This window comes from Pseudomonas sp. R151218B TE3479, from assembly GCF_053629195.1.
Genome location: NZ_JBRJHV010000001.1, coordinates 1 through 22,132, shown reverse-complemented (window position 1 = coordinate 22,132; position 22,132 = coordinate 1). Strand labels below are relative to the sequence as shown.

General features: G+C 58.9%; 16 protein-coding genes, 2 tRNA genes, 2 rRNA genes and 1 pseudogene. 17 read left to right on the top strand and 4 right to left on the bottom strand.

Annotation, left to right across the window (positions count from 1 at the left end; genetic code table 11):
• The 4 genes from AB7M32_RS00105 to AB7M32_RS00090 are packed head-to-tail and all read left to right on the top strand — an operon-like array spanning position 1 to position 3,551.
• Positions 1 to 879 (top strand): heme/hemin ABC transporter substrate-binding protein, encoded by an 879-nt coding sequence (locus AB7M32_RS00105; RefSeq protein WP_454248776.1) that lies wholly within the window; start codon positions 1 to 3, stop codon positions 877 to 879.
• 50 nt (positions 880 to 929) lie between these two features.
• Positions 930 to 1,913 (top strand): FecCD family ABC transporter permease, encoded by a 984-nt coding sequence (locus AB7M32_RS00100; RefSeq protein ID WP_454252081.1) that lies wholly within the window; start codon positions 930 to 932, stop codon positions 1,911 to 1,913.
• Positions 1,913 to 2,680 (top strand): heme ABC transporter ATP-binding protein, encoded by a 768-nt coding sequence (locus tag AB7M32_RS00095; protein ID WP_454248775.1) that lies wholly within the window; start codon positions 1,913 to 1,915, stop codon positions 2,678 to 2,680. The genes AB7M32_RS00100 and AB7M32_RS00095 overlap by 1 nt, the downstream gene beginning before the upstream one ends.
• A gap of 22 nt (positions 2,681 to 2,702) precedes the next feature.
• Positions 2,703 to 3,551 carry a ChaN family lipoprotein gene (locus tag AB7M32_RS00090; protein WP_454248774.1) on the top strand — a complete coding sequence of 283 codons (849 nt, stop codon included), beginning with the start codon at positions 2,703 to 2,705 and terminating at the stop codon, positions 3,549 to 3,551.
• 219 nt (positions 3,552 to 3,770) lie between these two features.
• On the opposite strand, the gene AB7M32_RS00085 is transcribed toward AB7M32_RS00090, so the two are convergent.
• The 3 genes and pseudogenes from AB7M32_RS00085 to AB7M32_RS00075 form a co-directional block, all read right to left on the bottom strand.
• A complete protein-coding gene (locus AB7M32_RS00085; RefSeq protein WP_003205623.1) occupies positions 3,771 to 4,043 on the bottom strand; it encodes a TfoX/Sxy family protein in 273 nt (90 codons plus the stop codon).
• A 223-nt stretch (positions 4,044 to 4,266) separates the two neighbouring features.
• Positions 4,267 to 4,608, bottom strand: a complete 342-nt coding sequence (locus tag AB7M32_RS00080; RefSeq protein WP_072411725.1) for a pentapeptide repeat-containing protein — start codon at positions 4,606 to 4,608, stop codon at positions 4,267 to 4,269.
• A gap of 92 nt (positions 4,609 to 4,700) precedes the next feature.
• Positions 4,701 to 6,258 (bottom strand): annotated as a pseudogene (locus AB7M32_RS00075) (bifunctional aminoglycoside phosphotransferase/ATP-binding protein).
• Positions 6,259 to 6,377: 119 nt separating this feature from the next.
• Between AB7M32_RS00075 and mrcB the strand changes: the two are divergent.
• Genes mrcB through AB7M32_RS00060 form a run of 3 tightly spaced genes read left to right on the top strand, consistent with a single transcriptional unit; the run spans position 6,378 to position 9,755 of the window.
• The gene (gene mrcB, locus AB7M32_RS00070; protein WP_072411710.1) at positions 6,378 to 8,696 is read left to right on the top strand and encodes a penicillin-binding protein 1B; all 2,319 of its coding nucleotides are present in this window, start codon (positions 6,378 to 6,380) and stop codon (positions 8,694 to 8,696) included.
• Positions 8,697 to 8,712: 16 nt separating this feature from the next.
• Positions 8,713 to 9,426 (top strand): tetratricopeptide repeat protein, encoded by a 714-nt coding sequence (locus tag AB7M32_RS00065; protein WP_454248773.1) that lies wholly within the window; start codon positions 8,713 to 8,715, stop codon positions 9,424 to 9,426.
• A complete protein-coding gene (locus AB7M32_RS00060; RefSeq protein WP_454248772.1) occupies positions 9,426 to 9,755 on the top strand; it encodes a YqcC family protein in 330 nt (109 codons plus the stop codon). The genes AB7M32_RS00065 and AB7M32_RS00060 overlap by 1 nt, the downstream gene beginning before the upstream one ends.
• Positions 9,756 to 9,761: 6 nt before the next feature.
• Here AB7M32_RS00060 and AB7M32_RS00055 read toward each other — a convergent pair whose 3' ends face one another.
• Positions 9,762 to 10,184 carry a DUF4124 domain-containing protein gene (locus tag AB7M32_RS00055; protein WP_454248771.1) on the bottom strand — a complete coding sequence of 141 codons (423 nt, stop codon included), beginning with the start codon at positions 10,182 to 10,184 and terminating at the stop codon, positions 9,762 to 9,764.
• A 401-nt stretch (positions 10,185 to 10,585) separates the two neighbouring features.
• On the opposite strand from AB7M32_RS00055, the gene AB7M32_RS00050 reads away from it, so the two are divergent.
• The 10 genes from AB7M32_RS00050 to AB7M32_RS00005 all read left to right on the top strand — a co-directional run bounded on the left by AB7M32_RS00050 (position 10,586) and on the right by AB7M32_RS00005 (position 22,075).
• Positions 10,586 to 12,310 carry an acetolactate synthase 3 large subunit gene (locus tag AB7M32_RS00050; protein ID WP_060743130.1) on the top strand — a complete coding sequence of 575 codons (1,725 nt, stop codon included), beginning with the start codon at positions 10,586 to 10,588 and terminating at the stop codon, positions 12,308 to 12,310.
• 2 nt (positions 12,311 to 12,312) lie between these two features.
• On the top strand, positions 12,313 to 12,804 hold the full coding sequence (ilvN, locus tag AB7M32_RS00045) for an acetolactate synthase small subunit (protein ID WP_003205610.1): 492 nt from the start codon (positions 12,313 to 12,315) through the stop codon (positions 12,802 to 12,804).
• 45 nt (positions 12,805 to 12,849) lie between these two features.
• Entirely contained in the window at positions 12,850 to 13,866 is a 1,017-nt protein-coding gene (gene ilvC, locus AB7M32_RS00040) for a ketol-acid reductoisomerase (RefSeq protein WP_003185459.1), read from the top strand.
• A 145-nt stretch (positions 13,867 to 14,011) separates the two neighbouring features.
• Complete coding sequence (gene pssA / locus AB7M32_RS00035; protein ID WP_072411704.1) at positions 14,012 to 14,857, top strand: CDP-diacylglycerol--serine O-phosphatidyltransferase; 846 nt, start codon at positions 14,012 to 14,014, stop codon at positions 14,855 to 14,857.
• A gap of 75 nt (positions 14,858 to 14,932) precedes the next feature.
• The gene (gene msrP, locus AB7M32_RS00030) at positions 14,933 to 15,946 is read left to right on the top strand and encodes a protein-methionine-sulfoxide reductase catalytic subunit MsrP (protein WP_092333698.1); all 1,014 of its coding nucleotides are present in this window, start codon (positions 14,933 to 14,935) and stop codon (positions 15,944 to 15,946) included.
• Positions 15,946 to 16,566, top strand: coding sequence for a protein-methionine-sulfoxide reductase heme-binding subunit MsrQ (gene msrQ / locus AB7M32_RS00025; RefSeq protein WP_454248770.1), 621 nt, complete (start codon positions 15,946 to 15,948; stop codon positions 16,564 to 16,566). The genes msrP and msrQ overlap by 1 nt, the downstream gene beginning before the upstream one ends.
• A 553-nt stretch (positions 16,567 to 17,119) precedes the next feature.
• Positions 17,120 to 18,656 (top strand): 16S ribosomal RNA (locus AB7M32_RS00020).
• 123 nt (positions 18,657 to 18,779) lie between these two features.
• Positions 18,780 to 18,856, top strand: a tRNA-Ile gene (locus AB7M32_RS00015).
• 10 nt (positions 18,857 to 18,866) lie between these two features.
• Positions 18,867 to 18,942: transfer RNA gene (locus AB7M32_RS00010), tRNA-Ala, on the top strand.
• Positions 18,943 to 19,183: 241 nt separating this feature from the next.
• Positions 19,184 to 22,075 (top strand): 23S ribosomal RNA (locus AB7M32_RS00005).
• Together the 16S and 23S rRNA genes with 2 tRNA genes alongside form the textbook arrangement of a ribosomal RNA operon.
• Positions 22,076 to 22,132: the final 57 nt, after the last annotated feature.

Genomic DNA, 22,132 nt, shown 5'->3' with positions numbered 1-22,132 from the left:
ATGCGCCTGAATACTCGCGTTGTTGCGCTCTGTGTCGCACTGTTGGTCAACCAGGGGGCCAGCGCGGCTGAATCGCCGCAGCGTTGGGTCAGCGCCGGCGGCGCCTTGTCAGAGTGGGTCAGCGTGCTGGGGGGGGAGTCGAAACTGGTGGGCGTGGACACCACCAGCCAACATCCTGAATCCTTGCGGGCTTTGCCCAGCATTGGCTATCAGCGACAACTGTCCGCAGAGGGCATATTGAGCCTGCGTCCGCAGATCCTGGTGGGCACCGAGGAAATGGGGCCACCACCTGTGCTGGCGCAAATCCGCAGCGCCGGCGTAAAGGTCGAATTGTTCTCGGCCACGCCAGACCTGCCGACCCTGCAGGGCAACTTGCAGCACCTGGGGCAATTGTTGGGGGCGCAGGCCGAGGCGACACGGTTGTTCGACCGTTATCAGGAACAGCTCACCCAGCAGCATGCCCGGGTGACCGAGGCCCAGCGCAAGCAAAAGGCGCCCGGCGTATTGCTGTTGGTCGGCAGTTCCGGTGGCAAGCCGCTGGTCGCTGGCAAGGGCACGGCTGCCGATTGGCTGTTGCAGCAGGCCGGCGGTCACAACCTGGCGACCCACAGCGGTTACAAGTCTTTTTCTGTGGAAACCCTGGCCGGCCTGAATCCTGAAGTGCTGGTCTTCGCCGACCGTGCCTTGAGTGGTGAAGAGGCCCGTGCGGCGCTGTTCAGGGAAAATCCGATCCTTTCCTCGACCCGGGCCGCCAGGGACGGGCGCGTCATGGAGCTTGACCCGACGCTGTTGGTGGGTGGATTGGGCCCGCGGTTGCCGCAAAGCCTGGTGAAACTGACGGCAGGCTTCTATCCGGCTGAGTCGGCCACGGCGCCATGACTTCGTCGGTCAAGCCACGCACCTTATTTATCGGCCTGGGCCTGCTGTGTTTGCTGGCGACTTGGCTGTCCCTGGCCCTGGGGCCGGTGAGCCTGCCGCTGCTGGACACCTTGCGCGCCGCTTTGCGCCTGTTGGGCTTGCCGGTGGCCGCCGATGGCCTGGAGCAGGCCGAACTGATCCTCGGCCAGATCCGTTTGCCGCGCACCCTGCTGGGCTTGGCGGTGGGCGGGGTGTTGGCGTTGTCCGGTGTGGCGATGCAGGGGCTGTTCCGTAACCCGCTGGCAGACCCGGGATTGGTGGGCGTGTCCAGCGGTGCGGCGTTGGGTGCAGCCTTCGCCATTGTCGGTGGCTCGGCGCTGGGTGGGTTGCCCGAAGCCTTCGGCCCTTACGTGTTGTCGTTGTGTGCGTTTCTTGGCGGGCTCGGCGTTACGGCGCTGGTCTATCGTCTCGGTCGCCGCAATGGCCAGACCCATGTCGCGACCATGCTCCTGGCGGGCATTGCCCTGACCGCACTGTCCGGTTCCGCCGTCGGCCTGTTCACCTACCTGGCGGACGACGCGACCTTGCGCACCCTGACGTTCTGGAACCTGGGCAGTCTCAACGGCGCCAGTTACGCGAGGTTATGGCCGCTGTTGCTGGTCAGCGCCGGCGTGGTGCTCTGGCTGCCACGCCGGGCCCGGGCGCTCAATGCACTGTTGCTGGGCGAGTCCGAGGCAGCCCATTTGGGCGTCAACGTCGAAGCCCTCAAGCGTGAACTGGTTTTTTGCACGGCCCTGGGGGTTGGCGCGGCGGTGGCGGCGGCGGGGATGATCGGTTTCGTCGGGCTGGTGGTGCCGCATCTGGTGCGCCTGGTGGCCGGCCCCGACCACCGTGTGTTACTGCCCGCTTCAGTGCTGGCGGGGGCAAGCCTGTTGCTGCTCGCCGACCTGGTGGCACGCTTGGCGCTGGCCCCTGCGGAATTGCCGATCGGCATCGTCACGGCCTTCATCGGCGCGCCGTTTTTCCTCTATCTATTGGTACGAGGGCGCGCCTGATGTTGCGAGCACAAGACCTGCACATTCAGCGTGGCCGCAAAACCGTGCTGGCGGACATCGATCTGCTGCTCAACCCCGGCGAAGTGCTCGGCGTACTCGGGCCCAACGGTGCGGGCAAAAGTACCTTGCTGGCGGGCCTGTGTGGCCAATTGCGGCCGAGCCAGGGGCAGGTCTGGCTCCAAGACCGTCCACTGGCCCAATGGCAGGGTGCCGAGCGCGCCCGTCGCCTGGCGGTCTTGCCGCAGTCCTCGACCCTGGATTTTGCCTTTCGCGTCGAGGAAGTCGTCGGCATGGGGCGCCTGCCGCATCAGAGTGGTCGGCTGCGCGACGAGCAAATCGTCGCCGCGGCGCTGCAAGCGGCAGACGCCGCGCATCTGCACGGTCGCAGTTACCTGGCGTTGTCCGGCGGCGAACGCCAGCGGGTGCATCTGGCACGGGTGTTGGCGCAGTTGTGGCCGGGGAAAGCGGGGCAGACCCTGCTGCTGGACGAGCCGACCTCGATGCTCGATCCGTTGCATCAGCACACCATTCTCCAGGCGGTGCGTGAATTCGCCGGTCGCGGCGCTGCCGTGCTGGTGATCCTGCATGACCTGAACCTGGCGGCGCGTTACTGTGATCGCCTGTTGCTGCTCGCGTCCGGTCGGCCGGTGGCCCTGGACACGCCCCGGCACGTACTGCGCCCGGAACCGCTCAAGGCGGTGTTTGGCCTGGATGTGCTGGTGCAAGACCATCCGGAGCGCGGGCATCCATTGATCATTGCCCGCTGAGGGCGTCCTGGAGGATACGGACGTGCGCCTGTTCCTGATTCTGGCATTGAGTGTCCTGACCGCGTGCCAGAGCATTGCCCCGCCTCCGCTCGGCGGCCGAATCCGTGACTTGCACAACGGCCAGGCCGTGACGCCCCAGGCGCTGGTCGAACGCCTGGCAAAGGCGCCACGGGTGGTGGTGGGGGAGCGGCACGACAATCCTGACCACCACGCACTGCAGCTATGGCTGCTCCAGGCCTTGGCCGGGCAGCGGGTCCAGGGCAGCCTGTTGCTGGAAATGCTTACCCCCTCCCAACAGCCACGCGTTGATTCGGTCCGCCAACTGCCCGCCTTGCCCAAAGAGTTGCCCGCCGCGTTGGCCTGGTCCCCCGGCTGGGATTGGAGCCTGTATGGGCCCGTCGTCGAGTTTGCCCTGGCGCAACGCTATCCATTGCTGGCCGCCAATCTGGACGCCGCCGAGATCCAGCGTTTCTATCGACAAGCGCCCAGCGTGATGGGCGTTCGCGCCAACGCCGCCACGGTGAAGGATGCGTTGTTGGAACAGATCCGTGAATCCCACTGTGGTTTGCTGCCGGAGTCGCAAATGTCGCCAATGCTGGCCGTGCAGCAACAGCGTGACCGGCGCATGGCCGAGCGCCTGCTGCAAGCGCCGACGCCGGCATTGTTGTTCGCTGGCGCCTGGCATGGGCGAAAAGATGTCGGCGTGCCGCTGCACGCGTTGGACCTTGGCGCCAGCGAGGCACCGATCGTCCTGATGTTGGCCGAGGAGGGCAGCGACGTGACGTCGGCCATGGCGGACTACGTGTGGTACACCCCGGCCATGCCGCCCCAGGATTATTGTGCACAGATGCGCGAACACATCGGTCAGTGATATCGCAGGCAAAAAAAAGACCCGGCAAGAGCCGGGTCAAATAACCGTGATTAGCCTGATGAGGAGATATCTGAGAGTCCGAACCAAGGGCTGTTCAAATATCGACCAGTCTCGCGACTGGATGTGGTAATCATAGCGATTCTCATTACCATGTCAAACATTGTTTTTGCGATTCCTCGAAATAATCTCACCAGGGTTCTTACTGGAAACGAAAGGGCATCAGGCTTTGTGACGCGTCGAAATGGCGTCCAGCTGTTTGTTCAGGGCTTCCTTGCGTTCAGCGGGGATGTCATTCCAATGCACATCCATCAACGCGCCCTCGATGGCGTACAACAACACCTTGGACGCCCGGAAGCCGCGCGTGCGCACGGCGCGATAGGCGTCCACCGCTCCAAGCCGGCGTAGATCCGAAGCGCTGTGGATACCCACGGCGTGCAGCCACTGGGCCGATGTCTTGCCCAGATTCTTCAGGTGTTGCAGTTCATCATTCATCGAGCCTCCTTGCGACGGCCGACTGGTGCGGTGGGCAAGCTTCTGAGCAGTGTAGCGGTCAGTAGGAAAAGCGTGATTCTTTGGTGGGATTCAATGCAAAAGCTTCTAATGCATTACGCACGATGAGAAGGGAAAAGACTGCGTTCTCCAGCGCAAGCGGGGGCGCTGGAGGTCCGTTCGGTCGTTGCAGGTCCGCGTGTTGTTCGATGCGGTTCAGACACTGTCAGCGGGTGCGGTAGCGCAGCCGGGTGCCGAAGTTCATCGACATCAAGATTTCGTCCGCAGACAGTTCGGGCGGAAAGTACGCGCCGGATATCTGTGCATGGGCCAGGCTCGCGCCTTCCAGTGACGACTTGCGAAAATCGATGCCGCGCAAATCGGCGGAGCGGAAGTAGGCGTCGCTGAAGTCAACGTCGTCTGCGTTCAGCTCCCGCAGATCAAGGCCTCGAAAGTCCCCGCCGCGCATGTCGACCGGACCTTGTGGACGTTCGCTGTTGAATCCGGCGATATCATCTTTGCGCAGCAAGGCATAAAGCGGGGTAGTGAGAAGTTTGGGAAGGCTCATTTCATATCACCTGTTGGTTTTATGACGCCAGTATAGTGCCACTATTTGGCGGCCGTGAAGCCGGGCATCGCTTCACGGCCGAAATAGTTGATCTACAGGCCTGGCAGGCGCTGGCGGATCTGCGCGACCACGACGTCGAGCGTACCGCTTTCGTTGGTTTGGACCCGTTTGCTGCAGAGAATTTCCGCCGGGGTCAGGGCTTCACGGCTGGACTGTTGTGCTGCGATGACTGCCAGATTCGCATCGGAGGGGTCTTGTTGGTCGGCTTGGCGCTGTGCCAGCCGGCTTTCGATGACCGCTTGCGGCGCGTCGCAGTCGAGGATCAGGAATGGAGCGCCGGTGGCCTCGGCAACTTTTGCCGCGGCGTCGCGCTGATCGTGTTTGAGGTAGGTGGCATCGATCACTACTGGGAATCCGGCGCGCAGGATCGCCGCGGCGACTTCATGCAGGCGGGCGTAGGTGGCGCTGCTGGCGTCGCTGCCATAGATGCCGGCTTGTGGATCGTTGGGCACCTGTTGCTGGCCGAACAGGCGTTTGCGCTCCACGTCCGAACGCAGGCGAATGGCGCCCAGTGCCTCTACCAGGCGCATCGCGACATGGCTTTTGCCAACGGCCGAAACACCGTGGGTGATGGCCAGGAAAGGCGAAGGAATGGTGCTATAGCTTTCGGCCAGGTTGGCGTAGTTGCGGTACTGGCGCAGGGTGGTAGCGCGCTGCACCGGATCGGCTTCGGCCGGCATGCTGAACAGCGCGACTTTTGCCCGGACGAGGGCGCGGTAGGCTTTATAGAAGTTCAGCAGCTCCAGGCCCTGGTAGTCGCCGGTCAGTTCCAGGTACTGGCTGACGAAGCGCCGCGCCAGGGACTTGAGACCACGGTCCTCGAGGTCCATCGCCAGGAAGCCGGTGTCGGCGTAGACGTCGGTGAAACGGAACGGTTCGTTGAATTCGATGCAGTCGAAAATCACCACCTTGCCGTCGATCAAGGTGGCGTTGCCCAGGTGGATATCACCGTGGCATTCGCGGATGAAGCCTTCGGCCTTGCGCTGGGCGAGCAGCGGCTTGAGGCGTTCGAAACTGCTTTCGGCCCAGGCTTGCAACGCTTCGAGTTGCAGCAGGTCGGCCTTGTCGCTGAGGAACGGACGGATCTGCTCGAAGTTCTGCAGCACCGGCGCCATCACGCTTTGCGGAGTGCCAGCGGCGTTTTCGGCTGGCACTTTGGGCGTGGAGAGGTGGAACTGGGCGATCTGGGCGGCCATCTCGTCGATGTGCGCGGTGGTCAGTTCGCCGTTGGCTTGCAAAGTGCTGAGCAATTGGCTTTGTGGGAACTGACGCATCTTCAGGGCGTATTCGATGGCCGGACCGTCGCCACCCAGTTGTGGCGCTTCGACGCTACCGGTAATCGGCAGGACGTCCAGGTACAGGTCTTGGGTCAGGCGCTGGTTCAGGCGCAACTCTTCGCCGCAGAAATGCTGGCGCGCCTCAAGGCTCGTGAAGTCGAGGAAACCGAAGTTGACCGGCTTTTTTGAATTTGTAGGCGTATGGCCCGGTGAGCAATACCCAGGAAATGTGGGTTTCGATGACCTGGAACGCTTCGACGGGATGCGGGTAGAGGGCCGGGTTTTGCAGGGCGGCGATCAGGGATTGGCTCACGGGCGGTCCTTCAGAGTCTGGGAAAATTCAAGGCCGTCATTATGGCGGCAAGCCGCGCTAACGCAAACCGCGTGGCGGGCTCATGTTGAACCGCGGCAAAGTGCGTATAATCCGCCGCCATGACTCGTACCCGATCCCCCCGTACCCCCAAGAAACCACCCGCCAGCCGCCTGCGGCCCTGGCTGGGCTGGGCCCTTAAACTCAGCCTCGTGGGCCTCGTCGTGCTCGCCGGTTTTGCGGTCTATCTCGATGCCGTGGTCCAGGAGAAATTCTCCGGCAAGCGCTGGACCATCCCGGCCAAGGTCTATGCCCGGCCGTTGGAGCTGTTCGTCGGACAAAAGCTGAGCAAGGACGACTTCCTGACCGAACTCGATGCCTTGGGTTATCGCCGTGAAAGCGTGGCCAATGGTCCGGGTGCGGCCTCGGTCAATGGCAATACCATCGACCTCAACACCCGTGGTTTCCAGTTCTATGAAGGCATGGAACAGGCGCAGCCGGTGCGGGTGCGTTTTTCCGGTGACTATGTGGCCGCGCTGACCGGCGCCAACAATGCCAGCTTGTCGGTAGTGCGTCTTGAGCCGCTGCTCATTGGTGGCCTGTATCCCAAGAACCTTGAGGACCGGATCCTGATCAAGATCGATCAGGTGCCGCCGTTCCTGCTTGATACGCTGATCGCCGTCGAAGACCGCGACTTCTATCATCACTTTGGCGTCTCGCCCAAGTCGATTGCCCGGGCTGTCTGGGTCAACACGTCCTCGGGTCATATGCGCCAGGGCGGCAGTACCCTGACCCAACAGTTGGTCAAGAACTTCTACCTGACCAACGAGCGCAGCCTGACTCGCAAGCTCACCGAAGCCATGATGGCGCTGTTGCTGGAGCTGCACTACGACAAGCAGGAGATTCTGGAGGCGTACCTCAACGAAGTCTTCGTCGGCCAGGACGGCCAGCGGGCGGTGCACGGTTTCGGCCTTGCCAGCCAGTTCTTCTTCAGCCAGCCGCTGTCCGAGCTCAAGCTGCATCAGGTGGCGTTGCTGGTGGGCATGGTCAAGGGACCGTCTTCCTACAACCCGCGTCGTAATCCGGAACGTGCCCTCGAGCGGCGTAACCTGGTGCTCGACCTGCTGCAACAACAAGGTGTGGCGACGGCCGAGCAAGTTGAAGCCGCGAAAAAGATGCCGTTGGGCGTGACCAAGCGTGGCAGCCTGGCGGACAGTTCGTTCCCCGGCTTCATGGACCTGGTCAAGCGTCAGCTACGGGAAGACTACCGTGACGAAGACTTGACCGAAGAAGGCCTGCGCATCTTTACCAGTTTCGATCCGATCCTGCAGATGAAGGCCGAAGCCTCGGTCGAGGACACCTTCAAACGGCTGGGCGGACGCAAGGGCGCCGACGAAGTCGAAGCGGCCATGGTGGTGACCAACCCGGAAACCGGCGAGGTCCAAGCCATGATCGGCAGCCGCCAGGCCAGTTTCGCCGGCTTCAACCGAGCCCTGGATGCGGTGCGTCCGATTGGCTCGCTGATCAAGCCTGCGGTGTACCTCACTGCCTTGGAGAAACCGAGCCAGTACACGCTGACCAGTTGGCTGTCGGACGAGACGTTCTCGGTCAAGGGCGCGGATGGCCAGGTCTGGAAACCGCAGAACTATGATCGTCGTTCCCACGGCACGGTGTTCCTGTATCAGGGGTTGGCGCATTCCTACAACCTGTCGACGGCTCGCCTCGGGCTGGAAGTCGGCGTGCCGAATGTCCTCAAGACCCTGGCACGGCTGGGGGTGAGTCGCGAGTTCCCGGCCTTCCCATCGATGTTGCTGGGGGCTGGCGGCCTGACGCCGATCGAGGTGGCCGCCATGTACCAGACGCTGGCCAACGGCGGCTTCAATACGCCGATGCGCGGAATCCGCAGCGTGCTGACGGCTGATGGCGAGCCGCTCAAGCGTTATCCGTTCCAGATCCAGCAGCGCTTCGACCCGGCCTCCATTTATCTGATCCAGAGCGCGATGCAACGGGTCATGCGTGAAGGTACCGGCAGTTCGGTTTATAACGTGTTGCCCAGGACCCTGACCCTGGCGGGCAAGACCGGTACCAGTAACGACTCGCGCGACAGCTGGTTCGCCGGCTTCAGCCAGGACTTGTTGGCAGTGGTCTGGCTCGGACGCGATGACAACGGCAAGACCCCGTTCACCGGCGCCACTGGCGCGTTGCAGGTCTGGACCAGTTTCATGCGCAAGGCCGACCCCCTGCCGTTGGACATGCCGCAACCGGACAATATCGTCCAGGCCTGGGTCGATTCGCGTACTGGCCAAGGTTCCGACGCCAATTGCCCGGGCGCCGTACAGATGCCGTATATTCGCGGCAGCGAACCGCCACCCGGTGCAGCCTGTGGCGGCACGAATCCCGCCGAATCGGTGATGGATTGGGTCAAGGACTGGATGAATTAAGCAAAGAGGGTTTCAAGTGAACAAGTGGTTGATTCCAGCGGTAACGGCCGTGGCTTTGCTCAGTGGTTGCTCTACCGTACAACGCGGTTCGATTCCGGTCGTTGACTCCGGCACGGCTGTGTCCAACAGCGAGCGGGTTTCGGCCAACGGCGGTTTCCGTCAAACGACGGTGAAGCGGCCGGCGCAGGTCCAGGCCATCCCGCAGGGTGACACCGGTGTCGTCGTGATGGTGCCCGGCGGTGGTGCGACAACCTCGGCGCCGATCAGCAGCACGCCGATCACGCCGGGCCCGATCACGCCAGGACCTATCGAAACTTCGCCGATCGATCAGGGCAGCTACAGCATGCCTTCGGCGCCGAGCAGCGTCCCGTCGGCAAGCTCCGGTGGTTTGTCCGCCGATGAACAACTGGACGGCCCGGTGCTGGCCCTGCTGACCACGGCGCAACAGCAACAGGCCGGCGGTGACCTCAACGGTGCGTCCTCCAGCCTGGAGCGCGCCCAGCGTGTAGCGCCGCGCGAACCCCAGGTGCTTTATCGCCTGGCCCAGGTGCGCATGGCCCAGGGCGATGCGCCGCAAGCCGAGCAACTGGCCCGCCGTGGCCTGACATTCTCCAATGGTCGCCCTGCGCTTCAGGCCAGCCTGTGGGAATTGATCGCCCAGGCCCGTGAGAAACAAGGCGACTCCGCTGGCGCGGCGTTGGCCCGTCAAAAGGCCAAGGTTTCGCTCTGATGGATAAGCGTTTTCCCCAAATCGCCGACCAGTTGCTGCTGATCGAGCGGGAACTGCGGGTCCAGGGCTGGTGGAGCGAGGTATCGCCTTCGGCCGAGGCGCTGGCCAGTGTAGAGCCGTTCGCGGTCGACACCCTGGATTTCGAGCAGTGGCTGCAATGGATTTTCCTGCCCAGGATGAAAGCCATCCTGGAAAACGACCTGCCGCTGCCCAACGCCTCGGGCATCCTGGCCATGGCCGAGATGGTCTATGCCCAGCGCCCCGGGCAGGGCGTGGAATTGCAGCGGCTGTTGGCGCAGTTCGATCAGATGATCAGCAACGTCGGCTGACCGACGTTACTGGCAGTGCTCATCGATCTGCTTGCGGGTTTCCTCGATGCGCTGGCGCCGCTCTTCGTCATTGAGGCGGCGCATTTCCCCTTCCACGTCTTCACGCACCCGCGGGTTGTTCCGCAACTGCGCCAGGTTGGTCCTGGCCTGCTCGCAAAATGCCTTGAGCTGGGCTTCCTGCTCGGCAATCTGTTTCTTGACCTCTTTATCGATCGCCTTCTGGTCGCCAATGACGCTGCCGGAAGGAGGTGCGGGCGGTTTGGCGACGGGTGGCGAGGACTTGATCACGGTCGTGGCCTCTGCGTCCTGGGGCGGCTGGGATCCGAAGTGGGTGACACCTTGGGCATCCACCCATTTGTAGACCTGAGCGGCCATGCATATCGGGCTCAGGCCAACCAGCAGGCTGGCCGTCAAGAAGATCATTCGCATGCTGTTTCCTTGTCTTGGGTTGCGCAATTGAAGCTAACACAGTTGCCGTTTAAGGGTTTTTTCTTGCGTTCTCATGCGCTTACTTCGAATAAAGCACATAGACGACTTGACTTGAAGGAGGCGAAACAGAAGAATCCAAAGTCCGCTGTAGAGGGACTGCCAGAAGCAGACCCACTCGGCAGATCATGAGGCGCACATCCGCGCCGACCTGTTACACCCGCAACGCGTTACCTCGCGCTGGGTGGGAAAGGCCCGCAACACTTGGGACGATCCCAATACTTGCTCAGTCAGTGCTGACGTAGTCGGCGACCACCGTCGCTCATGCTCTGCCGAGAAGTAAACCTATTAAGACCCGTCCCCTTTTCGTGGGTCGGTATTCTGGCGTTTTAGAGGTGAACAACGTGGAGCTTTTATCTGGCGGTGAGATGCTCGTCCGCTTTTTGCGTGACGAAGGCGTCAAATATATCTACGGGTACCCCGGTGGTGCTCTTCTTCATGTCTACGATGCCCTGTTCAAAGAACCGGAAGTGACCCACATCCTGGTTCGTCACGAGCAGGCGGCCACCCATATGGCTGATGGTTATGCCCGTGCTACCGGCAAGGCCGGCGTGGTCCTGGTGACTTCCGGTCCTGGCGCCACGAACGCCATCACCGGTATCGCCACCGCGTACATGGACTCCATCCCGATGGTGATCATCTCCGGCCAGGTGCCCAGCACCATGGTGGGCACCGATGCGTTCCAGGAAACCGACATGATCGGTATCTCCCGGCCGATCGTGAAGCACAGCTTCATGATCAAGCATGCGTCGGAAATCCCGGAAGTCATGAAGAAGGCTTTCTACCTGGCTGAATCCGGTCGTCCGGGCCCGGTCGTGGTCGATGTCCCGAAAGACATGACCAACCCGGCCGAGAAGTTCGAATACATCTTCCCGAAAAAAGCCAAGCTGCGTTCCTACAGCCCGGCGGTCCGTGGTCACTCCGGGCAGATCCGCAAGGCAGCCGAAATGTTGCTGGCGGCCAAGCGCCCTGTGTTGTACTCCGGTGGCGGGGTGATCCTCGGCGGTGGCTCGGCGCCGCTGACCGAACTGGCAAAAATGCTCAACCTGCCAGTCACCAATACGCTGATGGGCCTGGGTGCGTTCCCAGGCACCGACCGTCAGTTCATCGGCATGCTCGGCATGCACGGCAGCTACACCGCCAACCTGGCGATGCACCACGCCGATGTGATCCTGGCGGTCGGCGCGCGTTTCGACGACCGTGTGATCAACGGCCCGGCGAAGTTCTGCCCGAACGCCAAGATCATCCATATCGACATCGACCCGGCGTCCATCTCCAAGACCATCAAGGCAGACGTGCCGATTGTCGGTCCTGTCGAGAGCGTGCTGACCGAAATGGTCGCCATCCTCAAGGAAATCGGCGAGGTTCCGAACAAGGAGTCCGTGGCCAGCTGGTGGAAGCAGGTCGATGAATGGCGCGGCGATCGCGGTCTGTTCCCTTATGACAAGGGCGACGGCAGTGTGATCAAGCCGCAGACCGTGATCGAAACCCTGTGCGAAGTGACCAAGGGCGATGCCTTTGTGACCTCCGACGTGGGGCAGCACCAGATGTTCGCGGCGCAGTACTACAAGTTCGACAAACCCAACCGCTGGATCAACTCCGGTGGCCTGGGCACCATGGGCTTCGGTTTCCCGGCGGCCATGGGTATCAAGTTGAGCTTCCCGGATGCCGACGTCGCCTGCGTCACCGGCGAGGGCAGCATCCAGATGAACATTCAGGAACTGTCCACCTGCCTGCAGTACGGTTTGCCGGTGAAGATCGTGATCCTGAACAACGGTGTGTTGGGGATGGTTCGCCAGTGGCAGGACATGAGCTACGGCAGCCGTCACTCGCACTCGTACATGGAATCGCTGCCTGATTTCGTCAAGCTGGCGGAGGCCTACGGTCACGTTGGCGTGCGCATCACCGAATCGAAGGATTTGAAGTCGAAGATGGAGGAGGCGTTCGCCATGAAGGATCGCCTGGTGGTGATCGATATTGCGGTCGACACCAGCGAGCACGTCTACCCGATGCAGATCAAAGACGGCTCCATGCGCGATATGTGGCTGAGCAAGACGGAGCGTACCTAATCATGCGACACATTATTTCCTTGCTTCTGGAAAACGAACCGGGTGCGCTGTCTCGTGTTGTAGGCCTGTTCTCGCAGCGCAACTACAACATTGAAAGCCTGACCGTGGCGCCAACCGAAGACCCGACCCTGTCGCGTCTGACGCTGACCACCGTGGGGCACGATGAAATCATCGAGCAGATCACCAAGAACCTGAACAAGCTGATCGAGGTGGTCAAGCTGGTGGACCTGTCGGAAAGCGCTCACATCGAGCGTGAACTGATGCTGGTCAAGGTCAAGGCCACCGGTGCCCAGCGCGCCGAGATCAAACGTACTACCGATATTTATCGTGGGCAGATCGTCGATGTCAGCGCCAGCGTCTATACCGTTCAGTTGACCGGTACCAGCGACAAGCTCGACAGCTTCATCCAATCGATCGGCACTGCCTCGATTCTGGAAACCGTACGCAGTGGCGTCACCGGCATTGCCCGTGGCGACAAAGTACTGAGCATCTAAACCAAATTAGCGAATGGCCTGAATGGCCGGATATAGGGGAAATTCATGAAAGTTTTCTACGATAAAGACTGCGACCTGTCGATCATCCAGGGCAAGAAAGTCGCCATCATCGGCTACGGCTCCCAAGGTCACGCCCAGGCGTGCAACCTGAAAGATTCTGGCGTTGACGTGACTGTCGGCCTGCGTAAAGGCTCGGCCACCGTTGCCAAGGCCGAGGCCCACGGCCTGAAAGTGACCGACGTGGCTTCCGCCGTTGCCGCAGCCGACCTGGTCATGATCCTGACTCCGGACGAGTTCCAATCGGCGCTGTACAAGAACGAAATCGAGCCGAACATCAAGAAAGGCGCCACCCTGGCCTTCTCCCACGGCTTCGCGATTCACTACAACCAGGTTGTGCCACGCGCCGACCTCGACGTGATCATGATCGCCCCGAAGGCCCCGGGTCACACCGTGCGTTCCGAGTTCGTGAAGGGCGGCGGTATCCCTGACCTGATCGCGATCTACCAGGATGCGTCCGGCAACGCCAAGAACGTGGCCCTGTCCTACGCTGCTGGTGTGGGTGGCGGTCGTACCGGCATCATCGAAACCACCTTCAAGGACGAGACCGAAACCGACCTGTTCGGCGAGCAAGCCGTTCTGTGTGGCGGTACCGTCGAACTGGTCAAGGCCGGTTTCGAAACCCTGGTTGAAGCCGGCTACGCGCCAGAAATGGCCTACTTCGAGTGCCTGCACGAACTGAAGCTGATCGTTGACCTCATGTACGAAGGCGGTATCGCCAACATGAACTACTCGATCTCCAACAACGCCGAATACGGCGAGTACGTGACCGGTCCGGAAGTCATCAACGCCGAGTCCCGCCAGGCCATGCGCAACGCCCTGAAACGTATTCAGGACGGCGAGTACGCCAAGATGTTCATCAGCGAAGGCGCCACCGGCTATCCTTCGATGACCGCCAAGCGTCGCAACAACGCCGCCCACGGTATCGAAATCATCGGCGAGCAACTGCGTTCGATGATGCCGTGGATCGGTGCCAACAAGATCGTCGACAAAGCCAAGAACTAAGTCGCGAACTTGAGTCGAAAAACGCGGCCTTGGCCGCGTTTTTTCGTTTGGGCGATGGCTTCTGGTATAAAGCTGCATCGTTTGCGGCCGAACCGTCGTCCCAGACACCTGTCGAATTTTTTCACACCGTTGCAAGGTATTGCCCATGAACGAACGTCCCGACGAGCCAAACCAGGCTCCTGACGCCGAAAGCCTGTTGCCCATCGATGAGCACGTCGAAGAAGGCCATGACGCTGAAGGCCGTAAGGTCCGGCATCGTGGCATCTATCTGCTGCCGAATCTGTTCACCACCGCGAACCTGTTCGCCGGTTTCTATTCCATCATCAACTCCATGAGTGCCCAGGCTGCCTTGAGCGCCGGTGATAGCGCAGGGGCGAGCCGTTACTTCGCCTTCGCCGCCATTGCCATCTTCGTCGCCATGGTGCTCGATGGCCTGGACGGGCGCGTCGCCCGCATGACCAATACCCAGAGCGCGTTCGGCGCCGAGTACGATTCACTGTCCGACATGGTCGCTTTTGGCGTGGCTCCCGCCTTGCTGGCGTTCGGTTGGGCGCTGGGGGACATGGGCAAGGTCGGCTGGATGGTTGCCTTCATTTATGTGGCGGGTGCGGCGTTGCGCCTGGCTCGTTTCAATACCCAGGTCGGCAAGGCTGACAAGCGCTACTTCATCGGCCTGGCCAGTCCGGCCGCAGCGGGTGTCGTGGCCGGTGTGGTCTGGGCATTCAGCGACTACGGCATCCAGGGTTCAAAAATGTCGTTCCTGGTGGCGCTGCTGGTTGCCGCGGCCGGGATGCTGATGGTCAGCAACATCAAGTACAACAGCTTCAAGGAGCTGGATCTGAAGGGCCGTGTGCCATTCGTGGCGATTCTGGCGGTGGTGCTGGTATTCGCGGTGGTGTTCAGTGATCCGCCGCGTATCCTGCTGCTGGTGTTCCTCGCCTATGCCGCTTCCGGCCCGGTGCAATATTTGTTGCGTCTTCGCCGACGCTAAACGTTGCCTTAATGTAATTTCCCCCATACTCCGCAGTCTATTGGTGCATCTGCCCTCCAATACTGCGGAGTTGTCATGCTGATCAAGATCCCCAAGTCGTCCGACTGCCGTGAATCGGACGTCACGCCCGAATCCCTCTATCTATCCCGTCGTCAGATGCTCGGTGCAACCATGGCGGGTCTCGCCGTGAGCAGCTTGCCGCGCTGGGCCAGCGCTGCCGAAGCGGCGCGTTATGCCGAGGTCGAGCCGGGCAAGGCGCCGTCGTGGTTCGCCGAGAAATTGCCCTCCGTCCAGTGGGAGGCGGTCACGGTCAAGAACGAGCCCATCACACCGTTCAAGGACGCGACCCATTACAACAACTTCTATGAGTTCGGGACCGACAAAGGGGACCCGGCAGCCAATGCCGGCTCCTTGAAGACCGAACCCTGGAGCGTGGTCGTGGACGGGGAGGTGGGTAAGCCGGGGCGCTATGGGTTGGAAGACTTCATGAAGCCTTATCAACTGGAAGAGCGGATTTATCGACTGCGCTGCGTAGAGGCCTGGTCGATGGTCATTCCGTGGATCGGTTTTCCCATCTCGGCATTGCTCAAGCAGGTCGAGCCGACCTCCAAGGCCAAGTACATCCGCTTCGAAACCTTGCAGGACCCCAAGGTCATGCCGGGGCAGCGTTCCGGTTTCGCCTTGATCGACTGGCCGTATGTGGAAGGCTTGCGATTGGACGAGGCGATGAACCCGTTGGCCATCCTCGCGGTTGGGATGTACGGGCGGGAGTTGCCGAATCAGAACGGCGCGCCGCTGCGCTTGGTGGTCCCGTGGAAGTACGGTTTCAAAAGTGTGAAGTCCATCGTGCGCATCAGCTTGGTGAGCGAGCAGCCAAAGACCACCTGGCAGAGCATTGCGTCTGACGAGTACGGCTTTTATGCCAACGTCAATCCAACGGTCGATCATCCGCGCTGGACCCAGGCACGTGAACGTCGTTTGCCGAGCGGGCTGTTCAGTCCCAATGTACGGGATACGCTGATGTTCAACGGCTATCAGGATGAAGTCGCTTCTTTATATGCAGGGATGGACCTGAGGAAGGACTACTGATGCGTTTTCCAGTCTGGCGAATGAGCGTCTTCATCGCCGCGGCAGTCTGGCCGTTGCTCTGGCTTTACGAGGCCTTGATGAATGCGTTGGGCCCTGACCCGGGCAAAGTGCTGGTGGATCGGCTCGGGTTGGGGACGCTGATTTTGCTGTTGATCACCTTGAGCATGACGCCGTTGCAAAAAATGACGGGGTGGGCGGGGTGGATTGCGGTCAGGCGCCAGTTGGGGTTGTGGTGCTTTGCTTATGTGGTGCTGCATTTAAGCGGGTATGCGGCGTTCATACTGGGGTTCGACTGGTCGCAGTTGGGCGTCGAGTTGAGCAAGCGGCCTTACATTATTGTTGGGGCGCTTGGGTTTCTCGGCCTGCTGGCGCTGGCTGTCACGTCCAATCGCTACAGCCAGCGGCGGCTTGGCGTGCGCTGGAAGAAATTGCATCGCCTGGTGTATCTGATTCTGGGGCTTGGGCTGCTGCATATGCTGTGGATCGTGCGGGCTGATTTGAAGGAGTGGTCGATATACGCCTTTATCGGGGTTGTACTGTTGGTGCTGAGAGTCCCGCTGGTTATGCGTCGAATCCCGCGTTTGCTGGGTAGGAAAGTCCCTTCTGCAACAAAAGCGTAATTAAGGGTTGACGGCAGATTCTGGAAGTCTATAATTCGCCCCACTTCCGGCGCAGTCGAAACGGAAAATTCCTTGAGATTCAATGAGTTAAGTAGGTTTCGAAGGTGCAGGGCTTCAGCTCATCGAAGTCCGGAAGGAGCAGGTAGAGCGGTGTGGTTTGGCTCTATCGGCGGTTCGATCTTCTCGGTCGAAAGCGGTGAAAAAGAGGTGTTGACAGCAGCGAGTAACGCTGTAGAATTCGCCTCCCGCTAACGAGAGATCGGAAGCGCAAGTGGTTGAAGTTGTTGAGGTTTCCGAAGCGAAACTTTGAAGATTTCTGAAAATAACCGCTTGACAGATACACGGGGCGCTGTAGAATGCGCGCCTCGGTTGAGACGAAAGGCTCAGCCAACCGCTCTTTAACAACTGAATCAAGCAATTCGTGTGGGTGCTTGTGGAGTCAGACTGCTAGTCAACAGATTATCAGCATCACAAGTTACTCCGCGAGAAATCAAAGATGTAACCAACGATTGCTGAGCCAAGTTTAGGGTTTTCTCAAAACCCAAAGATGTTTGAACTGAAGAGTTTGATCATGGCTCAGATTGAACGCTGGCGGCAGGCCTAACACATGCAAGTCGAGCGGTAGAGAGAAGCTTGCTTCTCTTGAGAGCGGCGGACGGGTGAGTAATGCCTAGGAATCTGCCTGGTAGTGGGGGATAACGCTCGGAAACGGACGCTAATACCGCATACGTCCTACGGGAGAAAGCAGGGGACCTTCGGGCCTTGCGCTATCAGATGAGCCTAGGTCGGATTAGCTAGTTGGTGAGGTAATGGCTCACCAAGGCGACGATCCGTAACTGGTCTGAGAGGATGATCAGTCACACTGGAACTGAGACACGGTCCAGACTCCTACGGGAGGCAGCAGTGGGGAATATTGGACAATGGGCGAAAGCCTGATCCAGCCATGCCGCGTGTGTGAAGAAGGTCTTCGGATTGTAAAGCACTTTAAGTTGGGAGGAAGGGCATTAACCTAATACGTTAGTGTTTTGACGTTACCGACAGAATAAGCACCGGCTAACTCTGTGCCAGCAGCCGCGGTAATACAGAGGGTGCAAGCGTTAATCGGAATTACTGGGCGTAAAGCGCGCGTAGGTGGTTCGTTAAGTTGGATGTGAAATCCCCGGGCTCAACCTGGGAACTGCATTCAAAACTGTCGAGCTAGAGTATGGTAGAGGGTGGTGGAATTTCCTGTGTAGCGGTGAAATGCGTAGATATAGGAAGGAACACCAGTGGCGAAGGCGACCACCTGGACTGATACTGACACTGAGGTGCGAAAGCGTGGGGAGCAAACAGGATTAGATACCCTGGTAGTCCACGCCGTAAACGATGTCAACTAGCCGTTGGGAGCCTTGAGCTCTTAGTGGCGCAGCTAACGCATTAAGTTGACCGCCTGGGGAGTACGGCCGCAAGGTTAAAACTCAAATGAATTGACGGGGGCCCGCACAAGCGGTGGAGCATGTGGTTTAATTCGAAGCAACGCGAAGAACCTTACCAGGCCTTGACATCCAATGAACTTTCCAGAGATGGATTGGTGCCTTCGGGAACATTGAGACAGGTGCTGCATGGCTGTCGTCAGCTCGTGTCGTGAGATGTTGGGTTAAGTCCCGTAACGAGCGCAACCCTTGTCCTTAGTTACCAGCACGTTATGGTGGGCACTCTAAGGAGACTGCCGGTGACAAACCGGAGGAAGGTGGGGATGACGTCAAGTCATCATGGCCCTTACGGCCTGGGCTACACACGTGCTACAATGGTCGGTACAGAGGGTTGCCAAGCCGCGAGGTGGAGCTAATCCCACAAAACCGATCGTAGTCCGGATCGCAGTCTGCAACTCGACTGCGTGAAGTCGGAATCGCTAGTAATCGCGAATCAGAATGTCGCGGTGAATACGTTCCCGGGCCTTGTACACACCGCCCGTCACACCATGGGAGTGGGTTGCACCAGAAGTAGCTAGTCTAACCTTCGGGGGGACGGTTACCACGGTGTGATTCATGACTGGGGTGAAGTCGTAACAAGGTAGCCGTAGGGGAACCTGCGGCTGGATCACCTCCTTAATCGACGACCGCAGCTGCTTCATGAGCTCCCACACGAATTGCTTGATTCATTGAAGAAGACGATAGAAGCAGCTTTAAGCTCCAAGCTGATAGCTCACAGCTAACAGTTACAAGCTCGAAATTGGGTCTGTAGCTCAGTTGGTTAGAGCGCACCCCTGATAAGGGTGAGGTCGGCAGTTCGAATCTGCCCAGACCCACCAATTTTGTTATGGGGCCATAGCTCAGCTGGGAGAGCGCCTGCCTTGCACGCAGGAGGTCAGCGGTTCGATCCCGCTTGGCTCCACCATAAACTGCTTCTGAAAGCTTAGAAATGAGCATTCCATCAAGGTGATGGTGAATGTTGATTTCTAGTCTTTTGATTAGATCGTTCTTTAAAAATTTGGGTATGTGATAGAAAGATAGACTGAACGTTACTTTCACTGGTAACGGATCAGGCTAAGGTAAAATTTGTGAGTTGCTCTTTGAGCAAGATCGAATTTTCGGCGAATGTCGTCTTCACAGTATAACCAGATTGCTTGGGGTTATATGGTCAAGTGAAGAAGCGCATACGGTGGATGCCTTGGCAGTCAGAGGCGATGAAAGACGTGGTAGCCTGCGAAAAGCTTCGGGGAGTCGGCAAACAGACTGTGATCCGGAGATGTCTGAATGGGGGAACCCAGCCATCATAAGATGGTTATCTTGTACTGAATACATAGGTGCAAGAGGCGAACCAGGGGAACTGAAACATCTAAGTACCCTGAGGAAAAGAAATCAACCGAGATTCCCTTAGTAGTGGCGAGCGAACGGGGACTAGCCCTTAAGCTTCTTTGATTTTAGCGGAACGCTCTGGAAAGTGCGGCCATAGTGGGTGATAGCCCTGTACGCGAAAGGATCTTAGAAGTGAAATCGAGTAGGACGGAGCACGAGAAACTTTGTCTGAATATGGGGGGACCATCCTCCAAGGCTAAATACTACTGACTGACCGATAGTGAACTAGTACCGTGAGGGAAAGGCGAAAAGAACCCCGGAGAGGGGAGTGAAATAGATCCTGAAACCGTATGCGTACAAGCAGTGGGAGCCCACTTTGTTGGGTGACTGCGTACCTTTTGTATAATGGGTCAGCGACTTATTTTCAGTGGCGAGCTTAACCGAATAGGGGAGGCGTAGCGAAAGCGAGTCTTAATAGGGCGTCTAGTCGCTGGGAATAGACCCGAAACCGGGCGATCTATCCATGGGCAGGTTGAAGGTTAGGTAACACTGACTGGAGGACCGAACCGACTACCGTTGAAAAGTTAGCGGATGACCTGTGGATCGGAGTGAAAGGCTAATCAAGCTCGGAGATAGCTGGTTCTCCTCGAAAGCTATTTAGGTAGCGCCTCATGTATCACTGTAGGGGGTAGAGCACTGTTTCGGCTAGGGGGTCATCCCGACTTACCAAACCGATGCAAACTCCGAATACCTACAAGTGCCGAGCATGGGAGACACACGGCGGGTGCTAACGTCCGTCGTGAAAAGGGAAACAACCCAGACCGTCAGCTAAGGTCCCAAAGTTATGGTTAAGTGGGAAACGATGTGGGAAGGCTTAGACAGCTAGGAGGTTGGCTTAGAAGCAGCCACCCTTTAAAGAAAGCGTAATAGCTCACTAGTCGAGTCGGCCTGCGCGGAAGATGTAACGGGGCTCAAACCATACACCGAAGCTACGGGTATCACGTAAGTGATGCGGTAGAGGAGCGTTCTGTAAGCCTGTGAAGGTGAGTTGAGAAGCTTGCTGGAGGTATCAGAAGTGCGAATGCTGACATGAGTAACGACAATGGGTGTGAAAAACACCCACGCCGAAAGACCAAGGTTTCCTGCGCAACGTTAATCGACGCAGGGTTAGTCGGTCCCTAAGGCGAGGCTGAAAAGCGTAGTCGATGGAAAACAGGTTAATATTCCTGTACTTCTGGTTATTGCGATGGAGGGACGGAGAAGGCTAGGCCAGCTTGGCGTTGGTTGTCCAAGTTTAAGGTGGTAGGCTGGAATCTTAGGTAAATCCGGGATTCTAAGGCCGAGAGCTGATGACGAGTTACCCTTTGGGTGACGAAGTGGTTGATGCCATGCTTCCAAGAAAAGCTTCTAAGCTTCAGGTAACCAGGAACCGTACCCCAAACCGACACAGGTGGTTGGGTAGAGAATACCAAGGCGCTTGAGAGAACTCGGGTGAAGGAACTAGGCAAAATGGCACCGTAACTTCGGGAGAAGGTGCGCCGGTGAGGGTGAAGCACTTGCTGCGTAAGCCCACGCCGGTCGAAGATACCAGGCCGCTGCGACTGTTTATTAAAAACACAGCACTCTGCAAACACGAAAGTGGACGTATAGGGTGTGACGCCTGCCCGGTGCCGGAAGGTTAATTGATGGGGTTAGCTAACGCGAAGCTCTTGATCGAAGCCCCGGTAAACGGCGGCCGTAACTATAACGGTCCTAAGGTAGCGAAATTCCTTGTCGGGTAAGTTCCGACCTGCACGAATGGCGTAACGATGGCGGCGCTGTCTCCACCCGAGACTCAGTGAAATTGAAATCGCTGTGAAGATGCAGTGTATCCGCGGCTAGACGGAAAGACCCCGTGAACCTTTACTATAGCTTTGCACTGGACTTTGAATTTGCTTGTGTAGGATAGGTGGGAGGCTTTGAAGCGTGGACGCCAGTTCGCGTGGAGCCATCCTTGAAATACCACCCTGGCAACTTTGAGGTTCTAACTCAGGTCCGTTATCCGGATCGAGGACAGTGTATGGTGGGTAGTTTGACTGGGGCGGTCTCCTCCTAAAGAGTAACGGAGGAGTACGAAGGTGCGCTCAGACCGGTCGGAAATCGGTCGTAGAGTATAAAGGCAAAAGCGCGCTTGACTGCGAGACAGACACGTCGAGCAGGTACGAAAGTAGGTCTTAGTGATCCGGTGGTTCTGTATGGAAGGGCCATCGCTCAACGGATAAAAGGTACTCCGGGGATAACAGGCTGATACCGCCCAAGAGTTCATATCGACGGCGGTGTTTGGCACCTCGATGTCGGCTCATCACATCCTGGGGCTGAAGCCGGTCCCAAGGGTATGGCTGTTCGCCATTTAAAGTGGTACGCGAGCTGGGTTTAGAACGTCGTGAGACAGTTCGGTCCCTATCTGCCGTGGACGTTTGAGATTTGAGAGGGGCTGCTCCTAGTACGAGAGGACCGGAGTGGACGAACCTCTGGTGTTCCGGTTGTCACGCCAGTGGCATTGCCGGGTAGCTATGTTCGGAAAAGATAACCGCTGAAAGCATCTAAGCGGGAAACTTGCCTCAAGATGAGATCTCACTGGGACCTTGAGTCCCCTGAAGGGCCGTCGAAGACTACGACGTTGATAGGCAGGGTGTGTAAGCGCTGTGAGGCGTTGAGCTAACCTGTACTAATTGCCCGTGAGGCTTGACCATATAACACCCAAGCAATTTGAATGCTCCAAGCCCCAAGGCGAACGAGACCAAATTGCG